Origin of the sequence: Arthrobacter oryzae (assembly GCF_031454875.1) — a bacterium.
Classification (GTDB): domain Bacteria; phylum Actinomycetota; class Actinomycetes; order Actinomycetales; family Micrococcaceae; genus Arthrobacter; species Arthrobacter oryzae_D.
In genome coordinates, this window is record NZ_JAVDRQ010000013.1 from 90163 (window position 1) to 114505 (window position 24343).

Consider the following 24343-nt stretch of genomic DNA (forward strand, 5'->3'; position numbering starts at 1 on the left):
GAACAGTTCACTCATGACAACCTCAACAGCTCTGCCACCGGCACCGGCCGGCCCCCGGACGAAGAAACAAGTGCCCCACAACGTCAAGACATCCCGCCGGGCCGCCTGGATCTTCGCACCCAGCCTGCTCGTCAGCTTCCTCTTCGTCTACGTCTTCATCGGCATCACGGTCTACATCTCCCTGTCGAACTGGAAGATCGGAACCAGCCCGAACCTGGCACTGCGCCAGCCGTTCGGAGGCACCTACGCCGAAATCGTCCAGGAACAGCGGTTCCAGGCTGATATCCGCAATGTGGTGATTTTCACGATCATCTTCCTGGTCCTGGCCATCCTCGGCGGACTGATCGCCGCCTTGTTCATCCACCACGTCTCGGTCGGCAAGGGCCTGTTCCGGACAGTCTTCCTCCTGCCGTACGCGCTGTCCTTCATCGTCACCGGTGTTGCCTGGCGCTGGATCTTCGCTCCTTCCACCGGAGTCAACGAGATCCTGCGGAGCATGGGAATCGAGAATCCTCCGGGATGGACCACCGACACCACGATCCTCGGAGCCCTGAACGACCCCTCCGGAACGGACTTCCTCAAAGTCCAGTTCGGCATTCCGGTGGCGCTGCTGCCCATTATCTTCGCGGCCGCATGGCAGCTCGTCGGCTTCGCCATGGCCATGTACCTTGCCGGGCTGGCCTCCATCCCGGAAGAACACCTCGAAGCGGCCAACGTTGATGGAGCAAACGTGTGGCAGCGCCTCCGCTACATCGTGCTTCCCCAGCTGTGGCCCTCCACCATCACCTGTTTTGTACTGCTGCTTCACGTGGCACTGAAGATCTTCGACCTCGTCGTCGCCATGTCAGGCTCCGGCCCCGGATTCGTCACCGACGTGCCCGGCATTTACATCTACAACTACCTCACCAGCCGTTACGACAAAGCCTCGGCAATGGCGATCATCCTACTCCTGCTGACCCTCGTGGTGATCGTCCCCTACCTCGTACGCGGATACCGGAAAGAGCGAAAGGCATAGAAATGGCCGTCGAAACCCTCGAACCGACACCGTCCCGAACAGCCCAGGTGCCACGCCGGCGCCCCGGCAAGCTGGCCCCCAAGCCGCGGTCCTGGAGCATCCCCAAGACTCCGGGCGGCTGGATTGTCCTGGCTGTCTGTACTCTCGCGACGCTCGGCATGCTCGTGCCCGTCTACGTCATCATCACCACTGCGCTTTCAGGAAGCACCGGGGCGCCGAACTTCTTCCTCGCCTTCCCGGATGCGCCGAGCCTGGATGCCTTCAAAGGCGCCTGGACGAAACTGCATGGATCGCTGGCAAACTCGCTGCAGATCACCGTCCCTGCTGCACTGATCTCCTGCCTTCTGGGCTCGATCAACGGCTACGTCCTGTCCAAGTTCCCGTTCCGGGGATCCAACGCCCTCTTCACCGTTCTGCTCGTGGGCATGTTCATCCCGTTCCAGGCCGTCATCATCCCCGTTTTCCAGTTCCTGAACGTGCTGCATCTGCAAGGCAGCATCATCGGCCTGATTCTGGTCCACATCATCTACGGCATCCCGATCACCACCCTGATCTTCCGCAACTACTACGAGGGCATCCCCAGCGCAATCATCGAAGCTGCCTCCATTGACGGGGCAGGGATCTGGGAGACCTACGTCCGGGTGATGCTCCCGCTCTCCGTGCCGGGCTTCGTGGTCGCCGGAATTTTCCAGTGCACGAACATCTGGAACGACTTCCTGTTCGGCTTCATCCTGGCCTCCCCGGCAGCGTGGCCCGCCACAGTGACGCTGAACAACCTCATCGGTACCACCACCGTTGACTACTCCGAGCTGATGGCCGGCGCAGTGCTCGTCGCCGCGCCAACCGTCCTGCTCTACCTTGTCCTGGGCAGGTTCTTCGTCAGCGGCCTTACCGCAGGGGCCGTGAAATGACCTTCCTGGACGTGCTCTGCGTCGGTGAAACCATGGCTGTGGTCACCCCCGCCAGGTCCGAGTCACTCAGCGAGGCGGACGAATGCCTGCTCGGCTTCGGGGGAGCGGAATCCAACGTCGCAGCACACCTTGCCGAATTCGGCTACCGGACCGGCTGGGCCAGCCGCGTCGGACAAGACCCGTTCGGAGACCGCATCACCGACGGCCTTGCCGCCCGCGGAGTGGACGTCAACTTCGTCACCCGTGACGGTACATGCCCCACCGGGGTGTACTTCAAGGAGCCGGACCTGGGCCACGGAGCCACGACGCTCTACTACCGGGCCGGGTCCGCGGCCTCCCGCATGGCACCGGCCGATTCCGATGCCTGGTCACTGGAACAGACCGGCTGGGTCCATACCAGCGGCATCAACGCCGCGCTGTCAGCGAGCTGCTCGGCACTGGCAGAGCATCTTCTCGTGCACGCACAGGCGAAGGGATTCAGGGTTTCCTTCGACGTCAACTACCGCCCGGCCCTGTGGAACGTCGACGTCGCGGGACCCCGACTACAGAAACTGGCTGACAGGGCGACGGTGGTCCTCGTTGGCCTCGACGAAGCTGAAACCCTATGGGGCTGCACAACTGCTGAAGCAGTTGCAGCTCTCCTGCCCTCTCCGCGTCACCTCGTCGTCAAGGACGCGGCAACGGAAGCAGTGGAATTCGTCCGGGAAAAAAACCAGACCGAACGTGTCTACAGGGTGCCCGCCCACCAGGTCGAGGTCGTCGAGCCTGTCGGCGCGGGGGACGCCTTTGCTGCCGGCTACCTGGCCGGGCTTCTCCGCGGAGACAAGCCGGAGGACCGACTCGCCCTGGGCCACTCCTTTGCCGCCTGGACGCTGGGTACGCGAGCCGATTTCCGCCCCGGCCACGGCACCAGACCCCGCATCTACGAACACGGCAACCACCAGGCAGCGCTCAGCTGACAGCACTACTGCTGCAGGACACCGACCCGCAGCACAACACCTGAAAGAGAAGACCTTGGCACACACACAGCTCAACGACTGGTTCGACGACGACTTCTTCCGCGTCCCCGTCATCGCCGTGCTCCGCGGTCTCACCCCCGCCGAAGCAGTCCGGTCCGCCAGGAGGGCCTGGGACGCCGGTGTCCAACACGTCGAAGTCACCATCGAAACCGCGGAAGCCATCCCAACGCTGGCTGCGGTGGCCAGCGCCGCCGCCGAACGCGGCGTGGCGGTCGGCGCCGGCACCATCATTAGGATCGAGCAATTGGACGCCGCGGCCTCCGCCAACGCCTCGTTCACCGTTTCCCCGGGACTGGACGACGGCATCCTCAAGGAAAGCATCCGCCGCGGAATCCCACATCTGCCAGGCGTCGCCACTGCCAGCGAAATCCTCCGGGCCAAGGCATTCGGACTCTCCTGGCTCAAAGCGTTCCCGGCCTCCGTACTGGGCCCCGACTGGATCAAAGCCATGAAGGGCCCCTTCCCGGACGTCCGCTTCATCGCCACCGGCGGCATGAGGGCAGCGACAACCAATTTGTATCTGGACGCAGGCGTCAGCGTCGTGGGACTCAGTTCAGACTTCGCATCCGACAACGGAGCCGCAGCAGTGCGGGACCTTCTGGCAACAGTTTCAGGCAGGCCACTGGCTCCTTAGTCAGAGCAGAACGCCCGACAATGCTGCTGATCCCAAATAGTTATCTGGGATGCCGAAAGAGCCCGTGCCACGGTGGGACAGGCGATCCCCGTTGCTGCATCCATCTTCCAAAAGCACGGCGAGGACCTTCCCGGCGAAGACATCATCAATGACCTATTCGAACACGTCGTGAAGAAGAGTTTGAGCAGGTTGAGGCAGCCGGCCATCAGCTTCCACGTCGGGATGCCGTTTGGGTCCGCGTAACAGGACATGGTTGCCGTGCCGGGTGTTGATCTGTCTGAAGAGCGATTCCACGATGGCATTGCGCGTGGCGTAGACCGCCCGGTCCTTCTTCGTTTTCAGTTCATGGCAATCCGCTCGACAGGAGTCGCATCCGCCGGAACCTGCACTGGGCGACTCCGGCGCCAGGCGGCACGCCGAGCGGGTAAATTCGGGAGGCCACAATGCCAGTCAAGGCTTGCGCCAGGCTCGGAACTGCTGTTAGTTCCGATCGTGCAGCACTAGACTCGCCGGACAACTGGGTGGACGAGAAATGTTGGGGGACAGAATGGTCCAGGGCGTCCAGGTACTGCGGCAGTATGGCATCCGGCCCGAGGTCTGGCATTGGTACCGGGCACACGGCCGGGTACGCCCGGAGCCGACTCCGCAGTACTGTGCTGCGACGCGGCGGGCCGCTCGTAGGTCGGTGGGACTGATCGTGTTGGTTGTGGTAGCTGTGATGGTGGCCATGCCACCGCGCAGTTCCCCCATCTCTCCTGAATAGACACTCGGCGACATAGGGAAGACCTGTAATCAGCCTGCACGGGTTGGCATGCCGAACTGTGCCTTCGAGAAGTCGAACGGCACAGTCGAACACTGGACCAGGCACCAATAGGAAACGCTCATATCCTGCCAGGTGTCGCGCTGTCGACAGTGATGCGTCAGGTGTCAGGTTGCGCTCTAAGAGCTTGTCTACTCATCGTCAGAAAAGAAGCATTTGATCCTATTTAGACGATACTTTGCCATCTGCCTGACGTCAGCTTGGGTGTGGTCTATCCCCGAGGCACAGCCGATTTACACAACGGCGGCGAGGCTGTTTGCTGGAACATGCAACCATGAAATTCGTGAATGTGAGGGTCACCCGCCGGCGGTGTGCGCGCCTGCAGCCCCATTGTGGCGTCTTGGTCCTGCCAGGTATTCGAAAGCGCTCCATGTTGGCGAAACCAGCTGGCAGTCATGTCGGTGACGGGCAGCGAATGACGGCCGACGCTTTTGTCCTGCTCGAAATACCGCGGGGCCGTCACAGGACAGGCATGTCAATTCCTGCCGGGCTACTTTCCGCTTTTCTGGTTGGAGTCCCGCGAATTCTGTGGCGGTCCATTCCGTGCCATCCAGAACACTTTTTGCCATGTACAAGGTGCCTCCTCGTGTAGATGTCTGGGAATGAGGACCAGGGTGACCGTCGATGCGTTCTAGGCAGCCTGCCGCTTCCCGCGAAGCCTCTGACTCTAGGTTTCCCCACAAACCACCGGTGCCAGTGCTGGCCGACAAGGTGATGCCCCCTCTGGAGACTCTGTTCGACGCCGCCGGCACCACGTGTTCTCCATTACCGTGCCGGCCGAGGTCCTGGACACCGCAGCGGCGAGTAGACCCACCGCCGGTACGCCATCATCGAACAGATCAATGCCGACCTCAAAGACAGTGCCCTGGCCCATCTGCCGTCGGTGTTTTGGCCGCGAACTCTGTCTGGCGCGTTGCCGGGGTCGTGGCACGGTCTTGCTCCGCGATTATTGCCCGTGGGCGGCACTTTAAGTTCGAGGCGGTGCTTTGCAGCCCGTTCGCCGGCCTTGAGATCCGATCCGCTGTCCAACACCCTTGGCCGGCCGTCGGCTTCTGGGGGGCAATGCCAGATAGGCGTTCATCTGGTCCCTGCGCAGTGTGGGTACCGGAGCTACCGTAGACGTAGGTCAATTACCACCACTCGGTGACCGCAATCGATGCGCTTTAGAGTTTCGTCAATGGTTCGACAGCTCCGAACGGTATCGGCACTGTCGAGCCGGCGCGACGAAGGAACGGCCGGGTGGGACCGCCCCCCAACGCAAGGGTCCTCTGCCCGCCACGGCAGGGCCAAGGCAATTGCCTGGGTCTGGCGTCGCCGGTGGTGAGCTTTGCGGTGGGGGCCGCCGCTGTTCCGGGACGGCGGCTACGCCACTTTCCGGGGTACCGTTATAGATTGAGTGTCAAGATTTGGAGCTAGGTCGACCAGGAATATGGCTAAGAATAGACTTAGAGAATCCACCATCAACACAGATGTCTTGCCCGGTGACATAGCCCGCCAGAGGGCTTACAAGAAACTCGATCACGTTCGCAATGTCCGTGGGGTCCCCGATTCGTGCCAACGGGATAATATCTTCCCTTGCTTTCTTGATTTGGGGATCTTCATACATTTTTTCAGTCATCCGTGTATGCGTCATACCCGGGGATACCACATTTACACGAATTCCTTCAGGTGCCCATTCCAGCGCAAGTGTCTGGGCCAGCATTGTTAACGCAGCCTTGCTGGGGCTGTAGGCGCCTGATCCGGCATGTGGGAGCTGGCCAGACATTGAAGAGGTAAAACAAGCGGAACCGCGGCTCTCCCTCAAATGCGGGTGGCTTGCTTTGGCAAGAAGCCACGGGCCGCGGAGGTTAACGGAGAACATGCTGTCCCATCCCTCAACAGATAGGTCACAGATGGCAGCGGGGCTGGCGATTCCGGCATTCGCCACCAACGCGTCCAGGCCGCCGAATTCAGCTACCGCAGCTTCTACCAGTTTGCTTGGCACCTCTGGGTCGGCGAGGTCGCCTGCCAATGCGATGGCGGTACCTCCCATTGACTGGATGGAACGAACAACTTGCTCTTGGCTACTGTTCGTTTCGTGTCCACACACCGCAATCATCGGCTGAACGCCCCGAGCCAGAGCCGCCTCTGCGATTCTGAGGCAGGTAGCCGCGCCTATTCCGCTACTTCCGCCACTTACCAACACTCTCATCGCACACTCTCCTTTTAAAAGAAATTCACATGGGAATCATTTGAATACCAAAAGATGATGAAATCATAGGCTGCAAAACGCAGGTCGATGTGCAGTTCAGTTCGCAAATCTATTCCGGTTTGATAATTTTACAAGAGCAACCGGCTGACGTTTTGCAGTCTCCAATGCTGGAATTAATTTCCTAGTTCCCAGCCTCGATTTTTGAGATCCTGCATCGCCTTTTTGAACTCATGCACCGGGTTCTCGTCGCGAATGATCTCAAGAACAACGTTATTGACTCCACAGGTTGCTTTGACGGCATTGCCTAATCCATTCCAGTCGATCACTCCAGTGCCGATTGGGTCATGCCCCCAGCTTTCCGTGCCCGTATCGGAAATATGCACTAGTCCAATTGATTCGTGATAGGAGAGCAAGCTGTCGACGGGATCCTCTCCAATGTAAGCCGCATTGGCGACGTCGTATACGATCTTGACTGAGTCGTCGTTGACCGTGCTTACGACGCCTGCCAGGTCCTCAATGGTAGGGGTGAAGCAATAGGGAGTGTTTTCGAAAAGTAGTCGTGTGCCGGCCTGCTTGGCCAGCGGAATGAGATTCTCCAGACTCTCGTACATCCACCCGTAGGTCTTCTCGAGTGGAGGTGAGATCATTGGGCGCCTTGTGCCGGGGGATATCACAACTTCGGGGACGCCCCAGGCTTCGGCCAGGTCGATTACCGACTTGATGTGCTCGGTACTTTTGCGGCGCATGTTGGCGCCGGGGCTGGCCAGGTTGATGTCATAGCCGCCCGCGTTCAGCGACCTGATTTTTGCGCCGTATTCATTGAGCCTCGCATAGCTTGCTGAACGCTCCGAGTTGGATATTTCATCAGGCCAACAATGCGGAGAGCTGACCGGAACTTCGAAGGTCTGATAGCCATTCTCGACCAGTTCCGCTATCGCATCAATAGCAGTAGATGACCATAGATAGGAAAAGGTGTTAATAATCATTTGGTTCATTTAGAACATCCTCGCGGTTCTGCGTCTACGGAGAAGATTGTGAATTTCGATCCTGCGGAGGGAATTGCGCTGGAGGGCTCGGCGGCTCAACGGGGCCCGGGGCTGGAGCACCCCCGTCTTGCCCGGTCGAGCCGCCACGGCTTCCTGTGGACAAGTGTGCCTACCGGGAACGCGTCGCTTCGTCTGCGGCCTGCTGAGTGCTCAGGAGCAGGCGTTCGCCTTCGAGTACCTCGGGGTCGGCGGGAGCTACGGTGGCTCGGGCGGCGCGGCTGCCGGTCTCCGGGAGGGTGAAGTAGACGATGAGGCTGAGGGTGACAATGGCGATCATGTAGACCGCGACGAGCATTGGCTGTCCGGCGCCGACGAAAGCAGCGGCGATCAGCGGCGCGGTGCCACCGAAGACTGCAATCACGATTTGGTGTGCGAAGCCGATGCCCGATACCCGTACCGAAGCTGGGAACAGCTCGGCCTGGATGGTCGGATATACCGACTGCCAGACACCGAGAACCACCCACCCGGACGCCGATACCAGAACGTAAACACCGAAGCCCGGCTGGTTCAGCAGCAGGAGCATGGGGTAGAAGAGAACGATCATGCCGATGGCGCCGATGATGGGGAAGATTTTGCGTCGGCCGAGTCGATCAGAAAGCGCGCCGCAGACCGGCACGATGATCACGAGCAAGGCCAGTCCGATAACGCTCCCGGCCAGGGTGGAGGACAGGTCCCGGCCGGTGGTCAGCTTGGCGTAGGTGGGAAGGAAGGTGGCCCAGGTGTAGTAGGCAACGGCCGGGGCAGAGAGCGCTGCTGCCTGCAGCAGTGCCTTCGGGTGTTCGCGAAGGAGTTCCATCAGGCGGGCCGCGGCGGACTTGTGATCGACGAGGGACTCTGCCTCAAACTCAGGGGTCTCCTCTGCCCGGGCCCTTAAGATAAGGCCGACGATGCCGAGGATGCCTCCCACAACGAATGGGATGCGCCAGCCCCAGGCGGCGAGGTCGGCGGGTGAAAAGGATGATGTCACCAGTGCCGCGGCGCCAGTCGCTACGAGGGTCGCAAGGCCGCTCGCCATGTTGGTGAAGGAACCGAACAGGCCCCTCCGGTTCGCTGGAGCGTGCTCAACCATGAATGCGATGGCGCTTTGTCCCTCGCTACCGGCCGAGATGCCTTGGATGATGCGTGCAACCAGAAAGAGAACGGGCGCAGCGTAGCCGATGGTCGCAAACGACGGCGTGAGGCCGATGATGAGCGATCCTAGCGCCATCCCGGAGACGGACAGTGTCAGGATGAGCCTTCGGCCGAAACGGTCGGCCAGTGGAGAGATGATGATGCCGCTGAGCGGGCGTACAACAAACCCGACGGCGTAGGCGAGCAGTGCCGCGATCAAGGAGGCGAACGGGGAATCGCTTGGAAATATCTGGGATGAGAACACCGCTGCCAGGAGCCCGTAGATGTACCAGTCGTACCACTCCACGAAGTGGCCGATCGTGCCTGCAACGATGTTGTGGCGGCTGCGGCCGGGCGCCTTGAGCTGATCGGAAGGGTCCGGGCTGCGGAGGGCGTCTTGCGAGGTCTTCATTGAACTCTCCATATTTTCACGGTTGTTGCGGAGGGATATTGGACGATTTCCCGGACACCTGAAAGGGGTGTGCGGGTCTCGCCCGGCTGTAACTCGGCTCAACGGACAATCGACCGCCAAGACCAACAGCCAGAGCAGCTTGTAGCGGGACAGAAGCTGATCCAAGCTCCCCATATTTCATAAATGAGATCGGTTGCTGAGATCGGTTGCAAGCAACGATACGGATGAGATGTGATCCTTGTCAACGTCTCGTGTGCTCGCGGCGCAGATTTCGAAGATAGGCCTCCGACCCAGTGACTAATCGCCCGACACGGTTCACGTCAATCGACCGGAAGGGGCGCCTGATTGTTGAAGTCCTGGAAATGCACTCCGGCCCAAGCGCACTCCAAGCTGCCGTACGCCGACCAGTATTCATCCCAGTGGGCAAGTTTCCACTGGTCTCGTTCCAGTCCGCGCAGGGTGAGCCGCGTACGTAGAACGTCTTGGGGCACCCTGACCCGTATCACGGTGACCGCGGGTGACGGCCATTGGAATTCTTCTGCCACACGACTCAGATAGTCTGGTTCCCCGAAATAGGCTCCAAAGGGAGCATCAAGGACCACTGATCGGCCGAGACGCAGGTTTATCCCGGCCACATCCATGAGAGTCTCGTACTCGAGGGGCAGCAAATTGCGGCGATAGTAGTCGTTGGACTCGCGGTCGGTGGGATCATGGCCGGTGGCGGTTAGTGCGAATTCGACGAAGCGGCCACTGACCCGGTCCTTATCCAGGTACGCAGCCCCGTGCTCTTGTGCTGTTTGCTGGGCAATTGTTGTTTTCCCTGAGCCGGCAGGACCGATAACAATGAAGACTTTGGGGGCGTTCATTGGCGGGCCTCTGCTACAGCTGACAGGAACTCCTTGGCGGCCTCGGTGACGCGGGAGAAGTCGCCATCGGGTTGCCATGCTTTCGTCACGTAGCTGCCCACGCCGACGCCTGCCACGCCCGCCGCGAACCACTCGCCTACGTTGTCCAGGGTTACGCCGCCGGCGGGCATGATCGGCAGATGCGCCAGCGGAGCCAGCACGGATTTGGCGTAGGCGACGCCGCCGGCTTCGGTGGGGAAGAGCTTGAGGATGTCGGCGCCTGCCTCGGCGGATTCAACCAGCTCGGTCGGTGTGTAGGCCCCGCTGATGGTTGGTATCTGGTAGCGGTTCGCCGTGCGGATCATCGCGGGGTTCAGCTGCGGACTGACCAGGAACTGAGCCCCGGCGCGGATGCATTCGTACGCTGAATGCTCGTCGAGTACTGTTCCGGCACCGACCGCTACGCCGGCGGACCCATGCTTGGCGGCGAGCCGACGGATGACGTCTACGGCGCCGGGAATTGAAAGAGTGATCTCGAGCGCCCGGAAGCCTCCTTCGATGGCAGCTTCCGCGACGCGCTCGGCAAGCTCCGCGTTCTCCAGTCGCACGATGAGGACGGCCCCGGACTCGTCGATGGTTTGCAGGGTGCGAAGTTTCTTATACATGCTGGCCTTTCTCTGGGCGGGTATCTCAATCTTTCTGAGTGCCCCGACCCTTGTTCGTGTTTGGTTCCGTTGACAAACTCTCCCACCATCCATAGTGTTATTGCAACCGATCTCAGCAACCGATCTCATCCAAGGGGGTATTGCGGTTGACGCACGTACGCACAATCATTCTGGGCGCTTCCCATTGGCATGTTCCGCTCTGTGCGCAGGCCATTGCCGAAGAGCACGAGGTCATCGGAGTCAGTGACGACGATGTATCTCGCGTGCAGGTGCAGGAGCTGGCCAAAGGCTGGCGGTCGCCGGTTGACGCCGACTGGCAGAAGCTGGTTGATCTCCCCGACGTCGGACTCGCATATGTCTTCGGCCCCCATGAGGGGATGGCTGAAAAGTGTCTCGCCCTGATCGCGCGCGGCATTCCGTTCGTCGTGGAAAAGCCATTGGGCACTTCCCTTGACGAGCTTTCTGCCGTGCGGCAGGCCGCCGAGGCAGCTGGCGTGCCTGCCACTGTCCCCCTGATCCAGCGCGGCGGACCAACAGATCAATGGCTTGCCAAGGCAGGACGGCCCGCTTACCAGCGAACCTCATTTATTGCTGGTCCACCATCCCGGTATCTCGACAATGCCAATCCCTGGATGCTCGACCCGCTCAAGGCAGGCGGGGGTTGCCTGGCCAATCTGGGTCCGCATTTTGTCGATCTGTTCCTCAGGGGCAGTGGCGAGACTGCAGCACATGTGGACTCCCGGCTCTCATCGGTTCTTCACAGCCAGGCTGTTGAGGATCATGCCAGCCTCATCATCACGACACCGGACGGCCGCGAAGCCATCGTGGAAGTTGGCTACGCATTCCCTGGCTCGCCGCTCAAGCGCTACTGCAGCTTCACCTCGGTCGGTGAGGCAGGATTCGCCTCCGTTGATTCGGACGGTACAGCTACGTTCACGGCATTGGATGGCACCACGGAGGTCGACAAGATCAATGTGGATAGCGACCCTCTTTACGATCCGTTTGTGCGGAGCGTCGCCCGGACGCTGGATGATGGATTCCGTGGCCTGCCGACGCTGGCCCAGCTCGAAAATGTCATGCGCCCGATTTGGCGGGCCTATGACGACCAGCACGGAGGAAGAGAACATGCCTGATCTGAGTATCGACGTCGTCGCGAAGGCTGCCGGCGTCCACCGGTCCACCGTCTCCCGGGCATTCTCCCGGCCGGAAGCGGTGAAAAGGGAAACACGCGAACACATCCTCAGGGTGGCCGAGGGGCTCGGCTACACGATGAGTCCACTCGCCCAGGCTCTTCGGACAAAGACCAGCACGTTCATCCCCTTGATCGTGCCTGACATCACGAACCCGTTCTTTGCAGAACTTGCCAAGACGATGACGCAGGCGGCGGATGAGCGCGGATACCAGCTACTGCTCTGCGTCACCAACGGGGACCCGGCCAAAACCGACGGATACTTCACCGCAATGCAGGCCATGTATGCCCCCTTCGGCATCGTCGCGCCGTCTACAAAGGTCGATACCGAGGCCATGAAACGCTTCGACTTCGGCCACAAGGTCGTGGTGATCGACCGGGTTGAAGGGGACGATGCCGTCCCAACGGTCACCGTCGACAGCCGCCGCGGAATCATGATCGCCCTGGAGCACCTGCACTCCCTGGGGCACACCTCGATCGGCTACGTATCCGGCATCGCCGGAACGCACACCGCCCAGGACCGGATGGACGCGTATTTGGAGCTGTCCGCCGAGAGCGGCAGTGCACCTGTCGTGCTGGACAGCGGGTCGGATCTGGATGCGGGCACGCGCGGGGCAGAACATTACCTCGAGATGGACAATCCTCCAACGGCAATCATCGCGGCCAATGACATGGTGGCCTTTGCGGTCATCTCGGCACTCGGCCAACGTGGCGTACGGGTACCGGAGGACGTGTCGGTCATCGGCTTCGATGGTCTCGCTCTCGGCGCCCGGTTTAACCCTCCTCTGACCACGGTTCGCCAGCCGATCGCCGACATGGGACACATCGCCATCGAACTGGCTGAGAAGCAGAACATTGACGGCTCCGTGGACCACATCGTCCTCGAACCTCAGCTTCTGGTCCGCGGCTCCACCTCTGGACCACGCAAATGACCAGGGGACAGAAGTCAACGCTCCGGCGTCTGCCAGGGCTTCAGCACACAGACCACGTCGGCCTGACAGTGCCAAACCTTGAGGAAGGCATCCGCTTCTTCGTTGAAGTCCTCGGAGCTGAGGAGCTGTACCGCTCCGAACGCGGGCCCGACGAGGAATTCATGCCCACAAACTTCGAAGTCCCGGCAGATGCCAGGCTCACGCTCGCAATGTTGCGCCTGCCACCAAACCTCAACATCGAGCTTTTCGAATGGAGCAGCGCTGAGCGGCGTGATACCCCGCCGCGGCACTGCGACGCCGGCGGCCACCACCTGTGCTTCGTCGTGGACGACGTCGACGAAGCGATCGTAGTACTGCAGGCAACACCTGGAGTACGCGTGCTCGGTGAGCGCAAAGAAGTCGCTGGCGACAGCCCCCGAGTAGCCGGCAATCGCTGGACATACTTCGTCACCCCTTGGGGATTGCTGATGGAAATCGTGGATCGATCCCGCGTCGCAGCCCCGCCCCGGCTGGTCGGTCCCACGGACTGGGCAGCACCTCCAAACACTTCAGAAAGGACATAAACAATGCGGCTAGCCGGTCACACACTAGGCACCCCGGACCACACGGTTCCCCAAGCACTTGATCTATTCCGAGCCGCAGGGCTCGATGCCGCCGAAGTCATCTACCAGAATGACTACAAATCAGGATTGCCATTAGGTGACCGGCGTGCCGCGATGGAGGCAATGAGAGCGGCCGAAACCGCAGGGATTCCCATCGTAGGTCTGACGCCTTACACGACCGCCATCAACTCACTGGACGACGCGGAATGGCGCACAGCAGTCGATGAATTCCGCGGCGCCATAGAAACCGCACACCTGCTGGGCGCTGACCGGGTCCGTGTCTATGCTGGTTCGTGGCACCCCGGCGATGAGGACCATGCGGCGCATTGGGCAAAACTGCGTGAAGCATTGGAGGCCCTCGCGCCCGAAGCAGACCAGGCCGGGGTTCGCCTTTGCGTGGAAAACCACTTCGGCACGATGACCCAGACCGCGGCGGACACCGCTGCCCTGGTCCGGGAAATTGCCCATCCGGCCGTCCGCGTTCTTTACGACCAGGCGAACCTGACATTCACGCACGATGAAAAGTACGAACAGGCCCTTGCTGTTCAAGGTGACCTGATCGGTCACGTCCACGTGAAGGACCTCGTCTTCACGGATCCCAACGCGGCCTTCCGCGCCACTGAAACGGCCCGGGTCAATGCTTCCGAGCGGGCGGTCCGGTCCCGCGTCGTCGGAGGCGGCGTCGTTCCATGGCCTCAAATCCTCGCCGGGTTGCTGAAGCACGGCTACGACGATGTGCTCAGCATCGAGCTTGAGTACCGTTGGCACCCGCAAGACCTGCCTGCGCCCGAGGACGGATTCCGGGAATCCGCCGCCGTCCTGCGCTCAATGCTCTCTGACCTGGCTGAAGTGAGGAACGCCTAATGAACACCACCCGTCTCCGCGTCGGAGTTGTCGGCGCAGGCAACATCGCCACCATCGCCCAATTGCCCACCCTCGTCCAACGCGATGACGTTGACCTGGCAGCCTTGGTGTCCCGGCGTGAGGATCCAAGCAGCCTGGTCCGGCGCTGGGGGTTCAACGCCGCCTACAAAACGGTGGAGGACATGCTGGATTCGCAGGAACTGGATGCAGTCTTCGTGCTCACGCCACGATCGGAGCACGCCCACGCCGTTCAACTGTGCCTGAGCCGTGATGTTGACGTGTTCTGTGAGAAGCCGTTGGCTCCGGCAAGTGATGAAGCAGAACGTCTGGCAGATCTCGCCGACGAGCGGGGCCGGATCCTGATGGTGGACTTCAACCGCCGCTATGCACCCGTCTATACGGCCGGTCGGGAAGTCTTTGGCGACAAAGGCGCCACTTTCTGCGTCGCCCAGAAAAACCGCCCTGGATCGGAATACCGTGCGACATTCGAGAACGCCATTCACATGGTCGATCTCCTCCGCTGGTACTGCGGTGGCGAACCGGTGGACGTCGCCGCCCACGCCGCCGGTGACGACCCTTGGGAAGAAGACGGTGTTGCAGCAACCATCCGCTTTAGTACCGGGAACACGGGCGTGCTCATGGCAGCCCGCACGGCAGGTGCATGGAACGAAAAACTGGACGCCTATGGCGACGGAAAGACCGTCGAAGTCAGGGCACCGGAGACATTTTCGACCACGGTCAAGGGTGTCACCACATCGCGGGAACTTAGCGCCGAGGCCTATGGCTGGGCTACTGCGACAGAAACTCTGGGCTTTGCGGCCGCCGTTCATCATTTCCTGGACCGGGTTGCTGACAGGGCGCAGCCACTGACTTCAGGCCGGGAAGCTGTCCACACCCAACGCTTGCTCGACCGGATTCTCGCTGCCTCCGGTTTGCCCACAGAAGAGCAAGCCGGCCGGGAATGGGCCAGCCACGCAGTAAACGGAAGCTAACAACCACCACGGGGCCCGCCCTTCTCCACGGCACTCGCAGCCCTTGAGCACTGTGGAACCGTGGCACGAACAAACCTGCTGAAAATAGGGAGGTGCAGACATAGCTCTACTTCGCCTCCGTCAGGGCAGACCACAAACCGGGGGAGCGGGGAGACAACCATTACGCGGCCGGCTCACCGCGCTTGCCGGCATCCTGCTGGTCGCGTTCAGCGCCAGAGAAGCGGTTTCGGCGGTGTCCCCACTACTTGGTCCGATCAGCGGGGATCTTCCCCTCGACGCGGTGACGACAGGGATCCTTGGGATGCTTCCGACCGCGGGCTTCGCAGTGATGGGCTTTCTGGCTCTGCCGCTCCTCCGGCGAATCCGACTGGAACACCTGCTACTGGTTTCGATCCTGCTGACAACACTTGGTCAGGTCGGCCGCGCACTGGGATGGAACATCCCGGCGTTTTTGGTGTTCACCTGGGTCGCCATGCTCGGGATCGGGCTGGTCAATGTCGTGATTCCGCCGTTGCTGGTGAAGTACTTTCCCGACAAAATCGGGATGCTCGCAGCGCTCCACGTAACTCTCCTGGGCGTCAGCACGGCTGTGGCCGCCCAAGCTGCCATACCCTTGGCACATCTTTATGGCTGGCGGTTCTCCATCGGCATCTGGGCGGCCTTCAGCGCGGTCGCTGCGATACCGTGGCTGATTGTTCTCACGGGCAAGCGGGCTGTGACCCGATCCAGGACATCACCAGCCAGCGATGGGCCGTCTGCCCCTACGAGTGCGATCAAACCCTGGAGATCATCGATTGGCTGGGGTGTAGCACTAGTCTTCGCAGGGTGCTCAAGCAATACTTTCGCTGCGCTCACTTGGCTTCCCGCTGTTCTTATCGACAGAGGAATGAGTCAGGAAACCGCTGGATCCATGCTGGCGCTCTATTCAATCCTCGCCCTGCCAGTCGCCCTAGTTGTGCCTCTGGTAGTGGTGAGAACGCCCCGTCCGCTACCCGTCGCAATCGTCTTTGTCGTCGCCTTCGCCATCGGCTACGGGGGCATAATCTTTGCTCCACCAGCCTCTGCAGTGGTCTGGGTCGCCATTGCCGGACTTGGCCAGGGCGTGTACTCCTTCGCGTTCACGATGATCAACAAGCGAACACGAACGCAATCCGGCTCAGGGATCCTCTCCGGGTTCGCCCAAGGAGTCGGCTACACCCTGGCAAGCGTTGGCCCGTTCCTTTTTGGTCTGCTGCACCATCCGGGGGACGGCTGGCTGCCCTCGTTCGGCATGCTCGGAGCCTGGCTCCTGGTGCTTTCGGCAGGAGCCATGATGGTCAACAAGCCACGCTTTCTCGAGGATGCCTTCCACGTGGTACGGCCAGGCACTAAAGAAACTGCTGCAGAGCCCGACTGCAGAAGATCACAAGGCCGAAATATTTTTCGCCGAAAGCGGAGAACGCCGGGCCCCGAATACACGAACCGAATAGACCCCTGACAGACCCTTCCTGCAACCGACCTTTATTGCAACCGATCTCGAAGGAGAGATGTGATGATCAACTGGTTCCTTCCTTGCCGGACCTTTGGCGGCGCTACATGATGCCCGCGGCGGGACATGCTCGCGTCGCTGTCGTAGGAGCGGGCGGCTGGGCCGGATCAAGGCACGCACGGGCATTTGCCGCGGCAGGTGCCAAGGTCACCGTCCTTGTGGAGAAGGACGGGCGCGGGGTCGCCCTCGCGCAGGAGCTCGGGGCACAGTTGATGCCCACTACGGCGGAACTCCACCCCGAACATTTGGACCTTGTGGTCGTAGCATTACCCACCACGGTGCAACCGGTCATATGCGCAGATCTGCTGAACCGGGGATTCCGGGTGCTGACTGAAAAGCCGGTGGCCGCAGATGCCGAAGGTGCTGCCGTCCTCGCTGCCGCTTCCGGGGTGAACGAGAGACTCATGGTCGGGTATACGCTCCACCAGCATCCCGCCGCCGCACAGGTCACTCAATGGATCAGGGACAAGAACGTGATCGCCGTTTCCGTCCGTTCGGTCGCCCATAAACAGAACGTCAATTCATGGCGCGCTGATCCCAAGGAGGGCGGCGTCGCTGTCGTGAATGGCATTCACGCCATCGAATTAGTCTCATCATGGTTTGACGGCGACCCGAAAGTACTTGGTACCAGCGCCAGCAGCAGCCTGTACGGGTCGCCGGTACCGGAGCACGTCGTGTCCACCCTCGAGTTTCCTGAGGGCGTCGTATTCACCTTGCAGAGCTACTGGTCTCCCTGGCAGGAACCTCAAGGTCTCAATCAGGGCGACTGGAGCCTCACCATCGATGTCCTGGCCAGTGAAGGCCGGATGCTCTGGACCAACGACTCCCTTCACGTGTGGGAGCGGCACGGCGGCCATTACGAAAAGACCTTCGAGCCCTCCGACCTCTTCCTGCGGCAAGCAGACACGGCGCTGAAGTTCTGCGCCGGTGAAACCCCTCCAGTCACGTTCGCCCAGGCACTCCGCGCCACGCAAATCGCCGATGCAGTCCTGGCAGCGGCGACATCCAGCGCTGAAACCACGGTCGCCCCGTAGCATCACCAAAACCTGAACAACAGTCCACCGTCCATTGAACAACCTTAACGAAGGAATTAAACATGAAACCCGCAACCCACGTTTCGACCGCAGGAGAACCGCGCGGCGTCCAGAGCGGAGGGAACCGATGAGCCTCAAAGATCAGGTGGTTCTGATAACCGGATCAAGCGGAGGTATAGGCGATGCTGCCGTCAGCGCATTCAAGGCTGCCGGCGCCACTATCATCGGCGCTGATCGTTCCGCTAAAGACGACCAAACCTTGGACGCCTTCTACCCCCTCGACATCACCTCGGAACAACAGTGCGCAACAGTCGTGCAGGACATCGCGGCCCAGTATGGCCGCATCGATGTCCTCGTCCATGCAGCCGGAGTGCTCGGTACAACTCCCGACATCATGGAGACAACTACAGAGGAATTCGATTCCATTCTGAGGATCAATGCCTCTGCAACGTTCTCGATGGTGCGAGAGACAGCAAAATCAATGCTCGGGTCCGGCACGGCCGGCGCAATCGTGGTCTTATCCTCCGTTGCGGCCAAGGAAGCACGCCTCAACTACCTGCCCTACAACGCGAGCAAACTCGCAGTCCTGCATATCATGTGGTCATTCGCAGAACTGCTTGGACCTCAAGGCATCTCCGTCAACGCCATCGTCCCGGGCCCGGTGAACACACCCATGCGGGCGCAGTTTGACAACGATTCGAGCCCGGACGCGGCAGCCAGCCGCGCGAAGAGGGCAGCGCAACTGCCGATGCGCCGGTTTGCCGAACCCGACGAAGTCGCCCGCGCCATCCTTTTCCTGACCGATCCCGACAACCGCTACATCACCGGAGTGTCTCTGGATGTGGCCGGCGGAGCACACCTGGGAATAGGAACCTGAACCCCCTGTGCCGTGCCTCGTGCCTCGCAATCGTAGAGGCCCCGTGCCACACCTTTTTGGAGAGTGGCACCACGCATGCCTGTATGCCAGACAAACCAGTACGGACCCCTCAAGGCTGTGTCTGAGCAACCCCGGCGGAGTTTAAGTCCAAAACTACGAGGAGAAGACCTTATGTCCGTTCTTTTGGTCCAGTTCAAGCCTTCGGGAATGTTTAGGCGGGAGAAATGAAAACTGCAATTCGACATCATCACACTGCCCTGCACGTTACGGACATGGAGCGCAGCGCGCGGTTCTACGTGGAAGGGCTTGGCCTTACCCGCGTACAAGCGTGGACGTCGGGCCCCTACGTCGGCGAACTTTACGGCCGTCCCAACGTCAAGGTTAAAGCCCTAATGCTCTCAACGGGTGACGGGCCCTTCAACCTGGAGCTGGTCCAGGTTGAGGATCCGCCACCGGCCGTAAATCCATCAGAGGCGCAGCCGGGGACTGCACATCTTGCCTTCACCAATATTGACCTGCGCAAGGTTTACGCCAGAATGACAGCGCTCGGCTACAGGGCTTTGTCCGAACCGGTCGCACCCACGTCGGGCCCGGTTTCAGGAGGCCTGCTGATCTACCTGCTCGATCCAGACGGAAACCGTGTGGAGCTAATTCAGCCACCCGGCTGGCAGCCAGGCGACCGCTCTTGAGCTTTCCGCGTCCGGAAGAGATGACAAGTGACGCGGGCTGAGTGGCCTGTCAGGGTTTAGAGATTGCAGATGCGGTGAGCTGGTCTAAACAGGCACGCCACATGACCGCTTGGAAGCGGTCATGTGGCGTGCTTTCTAGTTGGGCTCGGGGTAGAACTCTTGCTTCGGTTATCCCTTGACACCGCCGGACGTCATCCCGGCAACAAACCAGCGCTGGAACGCCAGGAAGATTGAGAGAACGGGGATGAAGGCAACGACGATGAATGCAGCGAAGAGTCCCCAGAAGCTACCGAAGCCAGTGGTTATATAACGCACGATGCCGTTCTGGACGGTCTTCATATCTTCCGTGGTGGCCAGTACGGTTCCTACAAGGAAGTCGTTCCAAACGAATACGAAGATGAAAATTGCTACAGCAGCGATACCGGGGCGGATGAGCGGCAGAATGATGCGCAACAGGATCTGCACCCGCGAGCAGCCATCGATGGCGGCCGCTTCCTCAATCTCAGCAGGAATGTTCTCGATGAAGTTGCGCAGAAACAGGATGGTCTGTCCACAAATAATGGCCGTGTAGACAACAATCAGCAGCGGGTAGGTGTTGATCAAGGCCGTTCTGACGAACATGGAGTACAGGGCGATGAAGACCACGATCGCGGGAACCATCGAAAGCACCAGGATCCCTGTCATCAGAGTTTCCATGCGCCGGCTTCGGTACCTGGTGGCAACATATGCCGCAGGAATGGAAATCGCCAACGCGAGGACGATAGAGCCCACAGCGTAAATCAGGGAGTTTATGAAGAACCGGCTGTTCGTTGAGGTAAGCAGGCCAAGATAGCCCTCGAATGAAAGCGGGTCCGGGATCCACCGTGGCGGGAACTCAAGGGTATCCGAGGCGGTTTTCAGCGAGGTGGAGAAGATCCATGCGACAGGCGGTAGAACGACTGCGGCTGAGAGGATGACGTATGCCCAGGCCGGAACCGCCCGAAGGACTGAGCCGAGCCGGCCTTGGCGACGCGAGGTGGTGGTGCTCACAGGCTTTCCTTCCGTCGGAAGCGAATCGCGACAAGGGTGAGGACAATGTTTACGGCAAAAAGGAGGATGGCCGTCGCTGATGCCCCGGAAAGATCGAACTTGTCGAACATCTGGTTGTATACCCGCATTGACAGCGTCTCGGTCGATCCGATGGGACCGCCTCGTGTGGTCACCAGGATGATGGTGACCATCTGTACATAGAGCATGAGTAGAACGATCACCACGGAGACGATCGTGTTGCGCAGGTGAGGCAATGTGACATTGAGAAATGCGTGCCGAATGCCACCGCCGTCCACTTTGAGGCTTTCATACAATTCCACTGGAATGGTCTGAAGGGCGCCGAGAAAGAGAAGCATGGCCTGCGGGTAGGACCACCACGCCGTCATCAGAGTCACGGCAACGAGCGCACTGTTTGGAGACGAGAAGACATCAGTAGGCCCGAACCCAAGGGCCTGGGTGATAGCTGAGGCCGGTCCGTAATTGGGGTTGAGAAACCAAAGCCAGATTGTTCCTGCTGTGGCCTGGGACAAAAGCCACGGCAACAAAAAGAGGCTCCGGATGGAGCGCTTGAACCGATGCAGGTTGTTCAGCACAATCGCAGACAAGAGTCCCGCGGGCAAGGCGATGACCAGCGCCCCGATCGAAAATACAAGCGTTGTCCAGATGCGGGCGGGCAGCTCCGAGTCCGCGAACAGCTCCGCAAAAGAGTTCAGACCAGAAAATTTGCCAATCTGGTAATACGAAGTCTCGTGGAGCGCTGTCCAGGCCGTGTAGATGAGCGGTCCAACGAAGACAAAGAGAAACACGGCAGTGACGGGGACGACGTACAACCAGACCATGCGGTCATTACGAGCCCGGCGGAAAGCCTGGACTCCTGTCGGCGGAGTGGACGTCTGAGATGAAGTGCGGGTGCGACTGTTTGTTGACATTATCTCTCCCTTCCGGAGGGAACCTGATGTTCAGGCTCCCCCGGACGTTGGGGACTATTTCTTGTTGGCCGCATCCTGGGCGGAACGGATAAATTCGCTGCCCGACAGATTGTTGAGGGTTAGTCGCTGCCCGGCCTGGGAGAGCCCGGTGGCCAGCGAGGTCCAGTTATCGGCGTATGTGCGGGGTTCGCTGTTGCTCTTGACGTAGGCGGCGATGTCGTTCACCGTCTTCGCTTCGGGCGTGGAGAAGAATGGCTGCTCATACGTGGCCGCACGCGTGGGCACCTCACCGCCGGTGGCCATCTTCGCGCCTGCTTCGGGACCGGTCATGTACTCGATGAACTTCCAGGCCGCCTCTGTATTCTTGCTTCCTGAGCCTATTCCCAGAGTCCACCCAATGGTGGTGCCGGTGGTGTCCCCAGTAGATGCCTTTGGCAAGGAGGTCCACTTGACGTCCGGATTCTGCGAGGCGAACGAGACGATTCGTTCGGTGCCCAAGACCGACATTGCGACAGTGCCGCTGGCCATGCCGTCCGCTACGGTGCCGTACGTGTCGGAAACGACATTGCTACCCAGTGCCTTCGCATCCCGGAGCTCGGCGAGGAAGTTGCCAAACTCCTCGGCCTTTTCGGTGGCGAAATCCGCCTGTCCGTCCTCAGTCCATATGTCCTGATCAACTTGCGACATGAAGCAATTGAAGAAAGTGCTGATGATGGCTGAGTTGTCAGTGTCCGAGAACCCGGTTCCGAACCCGGTGAATCCAGCTGCCGCAGCTTTCTGCGCAACGTCAACGACTTCCTCGTAAGTAGTTGGAGCGGTCGCACCGATTTGAGACAGAATTTTTTCGTTGTAGTACAGCGCGCAGGTGCGGTATTCATAGGGCACTGCGACCTGCTTGCCGTCAGGACCCGCAAAAGTGTCGGTAGGACGGAGCCAGTCGGTGACCCCCGACGCAGCATCAGGCAACGGCGAGTAAACGCCGGCAGAGGCCATCTGGGGGACGAGAGGGGTGAACATCTTAAACACATCCGGCGCCTGCCCGGCCGCTGCTGACTGCGGCAGCCTATTCAACATGTCGCCCAGCGAAACCACCGAGAGGTTGATCTTGATGTCAGGGTTTGCCGCCTCGAAGTTGGCGATGTTTTCCTTCAACGCCTTTGATCGCGGATTGTCCTGGCTGGGATCGAGGAAGTCCCAGTAACTGAGCGTCACCGGCCCCTCGGGGTCCGATGTTGAGGGGGAGCAGCCGCTGAGGGCAAGGCTGGCTACGACGGCTGAGACGAGTGCCAGGCCCCATCGCTTTCTGGTCATGAGTTTCTCCTGTGGACTGGATTGCTAATGCGGGAGCATGCCGTATTCAAAACGACGCCTGCTGAACGCGGGGCTACCGAAAGTCCAGAAGTGAGCGACTTGATCATCGAGTCTCTCCTTTGAGATCGGTTGCATTCGTTAGAGCAGTGAGATCGGTTGCTGAGATCGGTTGCAATAAACATAGGGCTACGCAAAGGGTCTGTCAAGGATTCCTTTTGCTCGAATCTTGCAGGTCCTGATGTGTGCTCCGATGCGGTCGGGCTCTGCATCAGTTTCTTGATTCGTTAGCGCATTGGCTGCGGCACCTTCCCTGAAATTTGGCGCGGGCTCGAGGTGCGAAACATCATGACTTTGAATCAGTTTCGGCAGGTCCTGCAGGTAGTTTGTGGCTGCGAGGACATACACCTGCACAGGTTTGCCTTGGAGGATCCCTTCGCGCCCCTGAGGCCGGTCGACGGCGAACTTCCGGAAGTCGTGCAAGTGGATTTCCCGGCAGGAGTGAAGAACGGCGGGCAGGCCCGGGAACTGGATCATCTGCTCACGCGTGGTATAGGCAAGGCGCTTTATGAATACGACTTCAACGACAGCTGACTTCACCGGCTGGAGCTGGTTTCCAACCGGCCCGCTGACGGAGACAGCCCGCCGCCCAGTTGATTGACGGCGCCAGGCGGGGCCCGCTGGAAAACTCCGGAGGATTGCCCGGATACGAGGAGTTCCTGGACGTCGCCGCCGTGAACCGGTCCTGGCGGAACGGTCCTGACTTATGGAATCGGGGAGGAAACGCCACGGGGCGATGGATCAGCCCCTTTTGAGGCCGCTCCCCGACCATTTTGAAACGCCGATAATGGACCTTTCGTCCTCTCCGTCAACCAGGGCAACCCATTGGCTCCTCCGCCGGGCCGTATGGATGCCTGGTACTGGTTTGGTACCATGTGTTTCATGGCTATGAATTTGCGTGTCCCCGAGGATTTGGATCGTCGTTTGGACCAGCTCGCGGCCGAGGAACACACTTCGAAGTCGGCGTTGCTGCTCCAGGGCGCGGAGCTGGTGTTGCAGCGACACCGGCGAAGTCGCGAGATCGGCGAGGGTCTGGATTTCGTGATGAGCCATGATGCTGAGCTTTTGACGCGCCTTGAGGATGCGTGACCGCATACCTTGAGATTGAAGACGCGTTGCAGGTCGTTGACCGGTACGGGTTCCATATTCGCGATATCGGCCTCCTGGCCTCGGCCTTGGCCCGTCCGGCAACGACAGTCATGGGTGTGGAAGCCTATCCGCAGTTAGCTACGAAGGCTGCGGCTCTGATGGAGTCGGTGGCGCGGTTCCATCCGCTGACCGACGGGAACAAGCGGACTGCATGGACGCTGATGGTGTTGATGCTCTGGATCAACGGCTGCAGGCATGACTTCAGCACCGACGGGGCGTTCGATCTCGTCGTGGGAGTGGCCGCCGGCGACATCTCGTTGGAGGACAGCGCAGCGATGATTGCCTCGCACCTCGTGAAGCGATAACCATAGGAATCCTGTCGGCAGGTGCTTGGTGATCCTGGGATCACGTACCGGCATTCCGCGCCCCGCCGCTACAGCCGACACCGGTCCTGGTGCGAAGCAGGATGCCCGCATAGCCGTTCTTGACTAGTTCCTCAGCGGGGGGCGGCTGGCGTTTGGAGTGCTCGGACGGGCGAATTTGGGGTGTGGAC

The 24343-nt window shown here is 60.3% G+C and carries 25 protein-coding genes and 1 pseudogene; 18 read left to right on the plus strand and 8 right to left on the minus strand.

All coding sequences use genetic code 11. The annotated features are described in order from the left end of the window. The first annotated feature begins 13 nt into the window (after positions 1 to 13). From J2805_RS20465 to J2805_RS24070, 6 genes and pseudogenes are all read left to right on the plus strand, one after another. On the plus strand, positions 14 to 1015 hold the full coding sequence (locus tag J2805_RS20465) for a carbohydrate ABC transporter permease (protein WP_309979565.1): 1002 nt from the start codon (positions 14 to 16) through the stop codon (positions 1013 to 1015). A 2-nt stretch (positions 1016 to 1017) separates the two neighbouring features. After that, on the plus strand, positions 1018 to 1926 hold the full coding sequence (locus J2805_RS20470) for a carbohydrate ABC transporter permease (protein WP_309979567.1): 909 nt from the start codon (positions 1018 to 1020) through the stop codon (positions 1924 to 1926). Then, a complete protein-coding gene (locus J2805_RS20475; RefSeq protein ID WP_309979569.1) occupies positions 1923 to 2885 on the plus strand; it encodes a sugar kinase in 963 nt (320 codons plus the stop codon). The genes J2805_RS20470 and J2805_RS20475 overlap by 4 nt, the downstream gene beginning before the upstream one ends. 55 nt (positions 2886 to 2940) lie before the next feature. Then, positions 2941 to 3579, plus strand: a complete 639-nt coding sequence (locus tag J2805_RS20480; RefSeq protein ID WP_309979571.1) for a bifunctional 4-hydroxy-2-oxoglutarate aldolase/2-dehydro-3-deoxy-phosphogluconate aldolase — start codon at positions 2941 to 2943, stop codon at positions 3577 to 3579. 72 nt (positions 3580 to 3651) lie between these two features. Next, the gene (locus tag J2805_RS20485; RefSeq protein ID WP_309979573.1) at positions 3652 to 3822 is read left to right on the plus strand and encodes a hypothetical protein; all 171 of its coding nucleotides are present in this window, start codon (positions 3652 to 3654) and stop codon (positions 3820 to 3822) included. Positions 3823 to 5128: 1306 nt separating this feature from the next. Further along, a pseudogene (locus J2805_RS24070) lies at positions 5129 to 5329 on the plus strand (IS1380 family transposase); the annotation flags it as partial. Between the two features lie 469 nt (positions 5330 to 5798). Here the strand turns inward: J2805_RS24070 and J2805_RS20490 are convergent. The 5 genes from J2805_RS20490 to J2805_RS20510 all read right to left on the minus strand — a co-directional run bounded on the left by J2805_RS20490 (position 5799) and on the right by J2805_RS20510 (position 10668). Next, on the minus strand, positions 5799 to 6590 hold the full coding sequence (locus J2805_RS20490; protein ID WP_309979575.1) for an SDR family NAD(P)-dependent oxidoreductase: 792 nt from the start codon (positions 6588 to 6590) through the stop codon (positions 5799 to 5801). A gap of 173 nt (positions 6591 to 6763) precedes the next feature. Next, positions 6764 to 7585, minus strand: a complete 822-nt coding sequence (locus J2805_RS20495) for a sugar phosphate isomerase/epimerase family protein (protein WP_309979577.1) — start codon at positions 7583 to 7585, stop codon at positions 6764 to 6766. 160 nt (positions 7586 to 7745) lie between these two features. Then, positions 7746 to 9158: an MFS transporter gene (locus J2805_RS20500; protein ID WP_309979579.1), complete on the minus strand. Its 1413-nt coding sequence runs from the start codon at positions 9156 to 9158 to the stop codon at positions 7746 to 7748. A gap of 320 nt (positions 9159 to 9478) precedes the next feature. Then, positions 9479 to 10024 (minus strand): P-loop nucleotide/nucleoside kinase family protein, encoded by a 546-nt coding sequence (locus tag J2805_RS20505; RefSeq protein ID WP_309979581.1) that lies wholly within the window; start codon positions 10022 to 10024, stop codon positions 9479 to 9481. Beyond that, a complete protein-coding gene (locus J2805_RS20510; RefSeq protein ID WP_307051457.1) occupies positions 10021 to 10668 on the minus strand; it encodes a bifunctional 4-hydroxy-2-oxoglutarate aldolase/2-dehydro-3-deoxy-phosphogluconate aldolase in 648 nt (215 codons plus the stop codon). Before J2805_RS20510 ends, J2805_RS20505 begins: the two co-directional genes overlap by 4 nt. Positions 10669 to 10814: 146 nt before the next feature. On the opposite strand from J2805_RS20510, the gene J2805_RS20515 reads away from it, so the two are divergent. From J2805_RS20515 to J2805_RS20555, 9 genes are all read left to right on the plus strand, one after another. Continuing rightward, positions 10815 to 11801: a Gfo/Idh/MocA family protein gene (locus J2805_RS20515; RefSeq protein ID WP_309979584.1), complete on the plus strand. Its 987-nt coding sequence runs from the start codon at positions 10815 to 10817 to the stop codon at positions 11799 to 11801. After that, on the plus strand, positions 11794 to 12789 hold the full coding sequence (locus J2805_RS20520) for a LacI family DNA-binding transcriptional regulator (RefSeq protein WP_307051459.1): 996 nt from the start codon (positions 11794 to 11796) through the stop codon (positions 12787 to 12789). The genes J2805_RS20515 and J2805_RS20520 overlap by 8 nt, the downstream gene beginning before the upstream one ends. Then, positions 12786 to 13352, plus strand: a complete 567-nt coding sequence (locus J2805_RS20525; protein ID WP_309979587.1) for a VOC family protein — start codon at positions 12786 to 12788, stop codon at positions 13350 to 13352. Before J2805_RS20520 ends, J2805_RS20525 begins: the two co-directional genes overlap by 4 nt. Before the next feature lie 3 nt (positions 13353 to 13355). Continuing rightward, positions 13356 to 14255 carry a sugar phosphate isomerase/epimerase family protein gene (locus J2805_RS20530; protein ID WP_307051461.1) on the plus strand — a complete coding sequence of 300 codons (900 nt, stop codon included), beginning with the start codon at positions 13356 to 13358 and terminating at the stop codon, positions 14253 to 14255. Further along, a complete protein-coding gene (locus J2805_RS20535) occupies positions 14255 to 15247 on the plus strand; it encodes a Gfo/Idh/MocA family protein (RefSeq protein ID WP_309979589.1) in 993 nt (330 codons plus the stop codon). Before J2805_RS20530 ends, J2805_RS20535 begins: the two co-directional genes overlap by 1 nt. 196 nt (positions 15248 to 15443) lie before the next feature. Then, a complete protein-coding gene (locus J2805_RS20540) occupies positions 15444 to 16724 on the plus strand; it encodes an MFS transporter (RefSeq protein ID WP_309979689.1) in 1281 nt (426 codons plus the stop codon). Between the two features lie 74 nt (positions 16725 to 16798). Then, positions 16799 to 17809: a Gfo/Idh/MocA family protein gene (locus J2805_RS20545; RefSeq protein WP_309979591.1), complete on the plus strand. Its 1011-nt coding sequence runs from the start codon at positions 16799 to 16801 to the stop codon at positions 17807 to 17809. A 34-nt stretch (positions 17810 to 17843) separates the two neighbouring features. Next, the gene (locus J2805_RS20550) at positions 17844 to 18686 is read left to right on the plus strand and encodes an SDR family NAD(P)-dependent oxidoreductase (protein ID WP_309979594.1); all 843 of its coding nucleotides are present in this window, start codon (positions 17844 to 17846) and stop codon (positions 18684 to 18686) included. Positions 18687 to 18910: 224 nt separating this feature from the next. Then, complete coding sequence (locus J2805_RS20555) at positions 18911 to 19375, plus strand: VOC family protein (protein WP_309979596.1); 465 nt, start codon at positions 18911 to 18913, stop codon at positions 19373 to 19375. Positions 19376 to 19543: 168 nt separating this feature from the next. Here J2805_RS20555 and J2805_RS20560 read toward each other — a convergent pair whose 3' ends face one another. Genes J2805_RS20560 through J2805_RS20570 form a run of 3 tightly spaced genes read right to left on the minus strand, consistent with a single transcriptional unit; the run spans position 19544 to position 22545 of the window. Next, positions 19544 to 20404, minus strand: coding sequence for a carbohydrate ABC transporter permease (locus J2805_RS20560; RefSeq protein WP_309979598.1), 861 nt, complete (start codon positions 20402 to 20404; stop codon positions 19544 to 19546). Beyond that, the gene (locus J2805_RS20565; protein WP_309979600.1) at positions 20401 to 21333 is read right to left on the minus strand and encodes a carbohydrate ABC transporter permease; all 933 of its coding nucleotides are present in this window, start codon (positions 21331 to 21333) and stop codon (positions 20401 to 20403) included. The genes J2805_RS20560 and J2805_RS20565 overlap by 4 nt, the downstream gene beginning before the upstream one ends. 54 nt (positions 21334 to 21387) lie before the next feature. Then, positions 21388 to 22545 (minus strand): ABC transporter substrate-binding protein, encoded by a 1158-nt coding sequence (locus J2805_RS20570; protein WP_307051469.1) that lies wholly within the window; start codon positions 22543 to 22545, stop codon positions 21388 to 21390. Between the two features lie 444 nt (positions 22546 to 22989). Here J2805_RS20570 and J2805_RS20575 point away from each other — a divergent pair, with 444 nt between their 5' ends. The 3 genes from J2805_RS20575 to J2805_RS20585 all read left to right on the plus strand — a co-directional run bounded on the left by J2805_RS20575 (position 22990) and on the right by J2805_RS20585 (position 24155). After that, positions 22990 to 23235 carry an IS1096 element passenger TnpR family protein gene (locus tag J2805_RS20575; protein WP_309979602.1) on the plus strand — a complete coding sequence of 82 codons (246 nt, stop codon included), beginning with the start codon at positions 22990 to 22992 and terminating at the stop codon, positions 23233 to 23235. Between the two features lie 348 nt (positions 23236 to 23583). Continuing rightward, positions 23584 to 23790, plus strand: coding sequence for a ribbon-helix-helix protein, CopG family (locus tag J2805_RS20580; protein WP_307051471.1), 207 nt, complete (start codon positions 23584 to 23586; stop codon positions 23788 to 23790). Then, entirely contained in the window at positions 23787 to 24155 is a 369-nt protein-coding gene (locus J2805_RS20585; protein WP_309979605.1) for a type II toxin-antitoxin system death-on-curing family toxin, read from the plus strand. Before J2805_RS20580 ends, J2805_RS20585 begins: the two co-directional genes overlap by 4 nt. Positions 24156 to 24343: the final 188 nt, after the last annotated feature.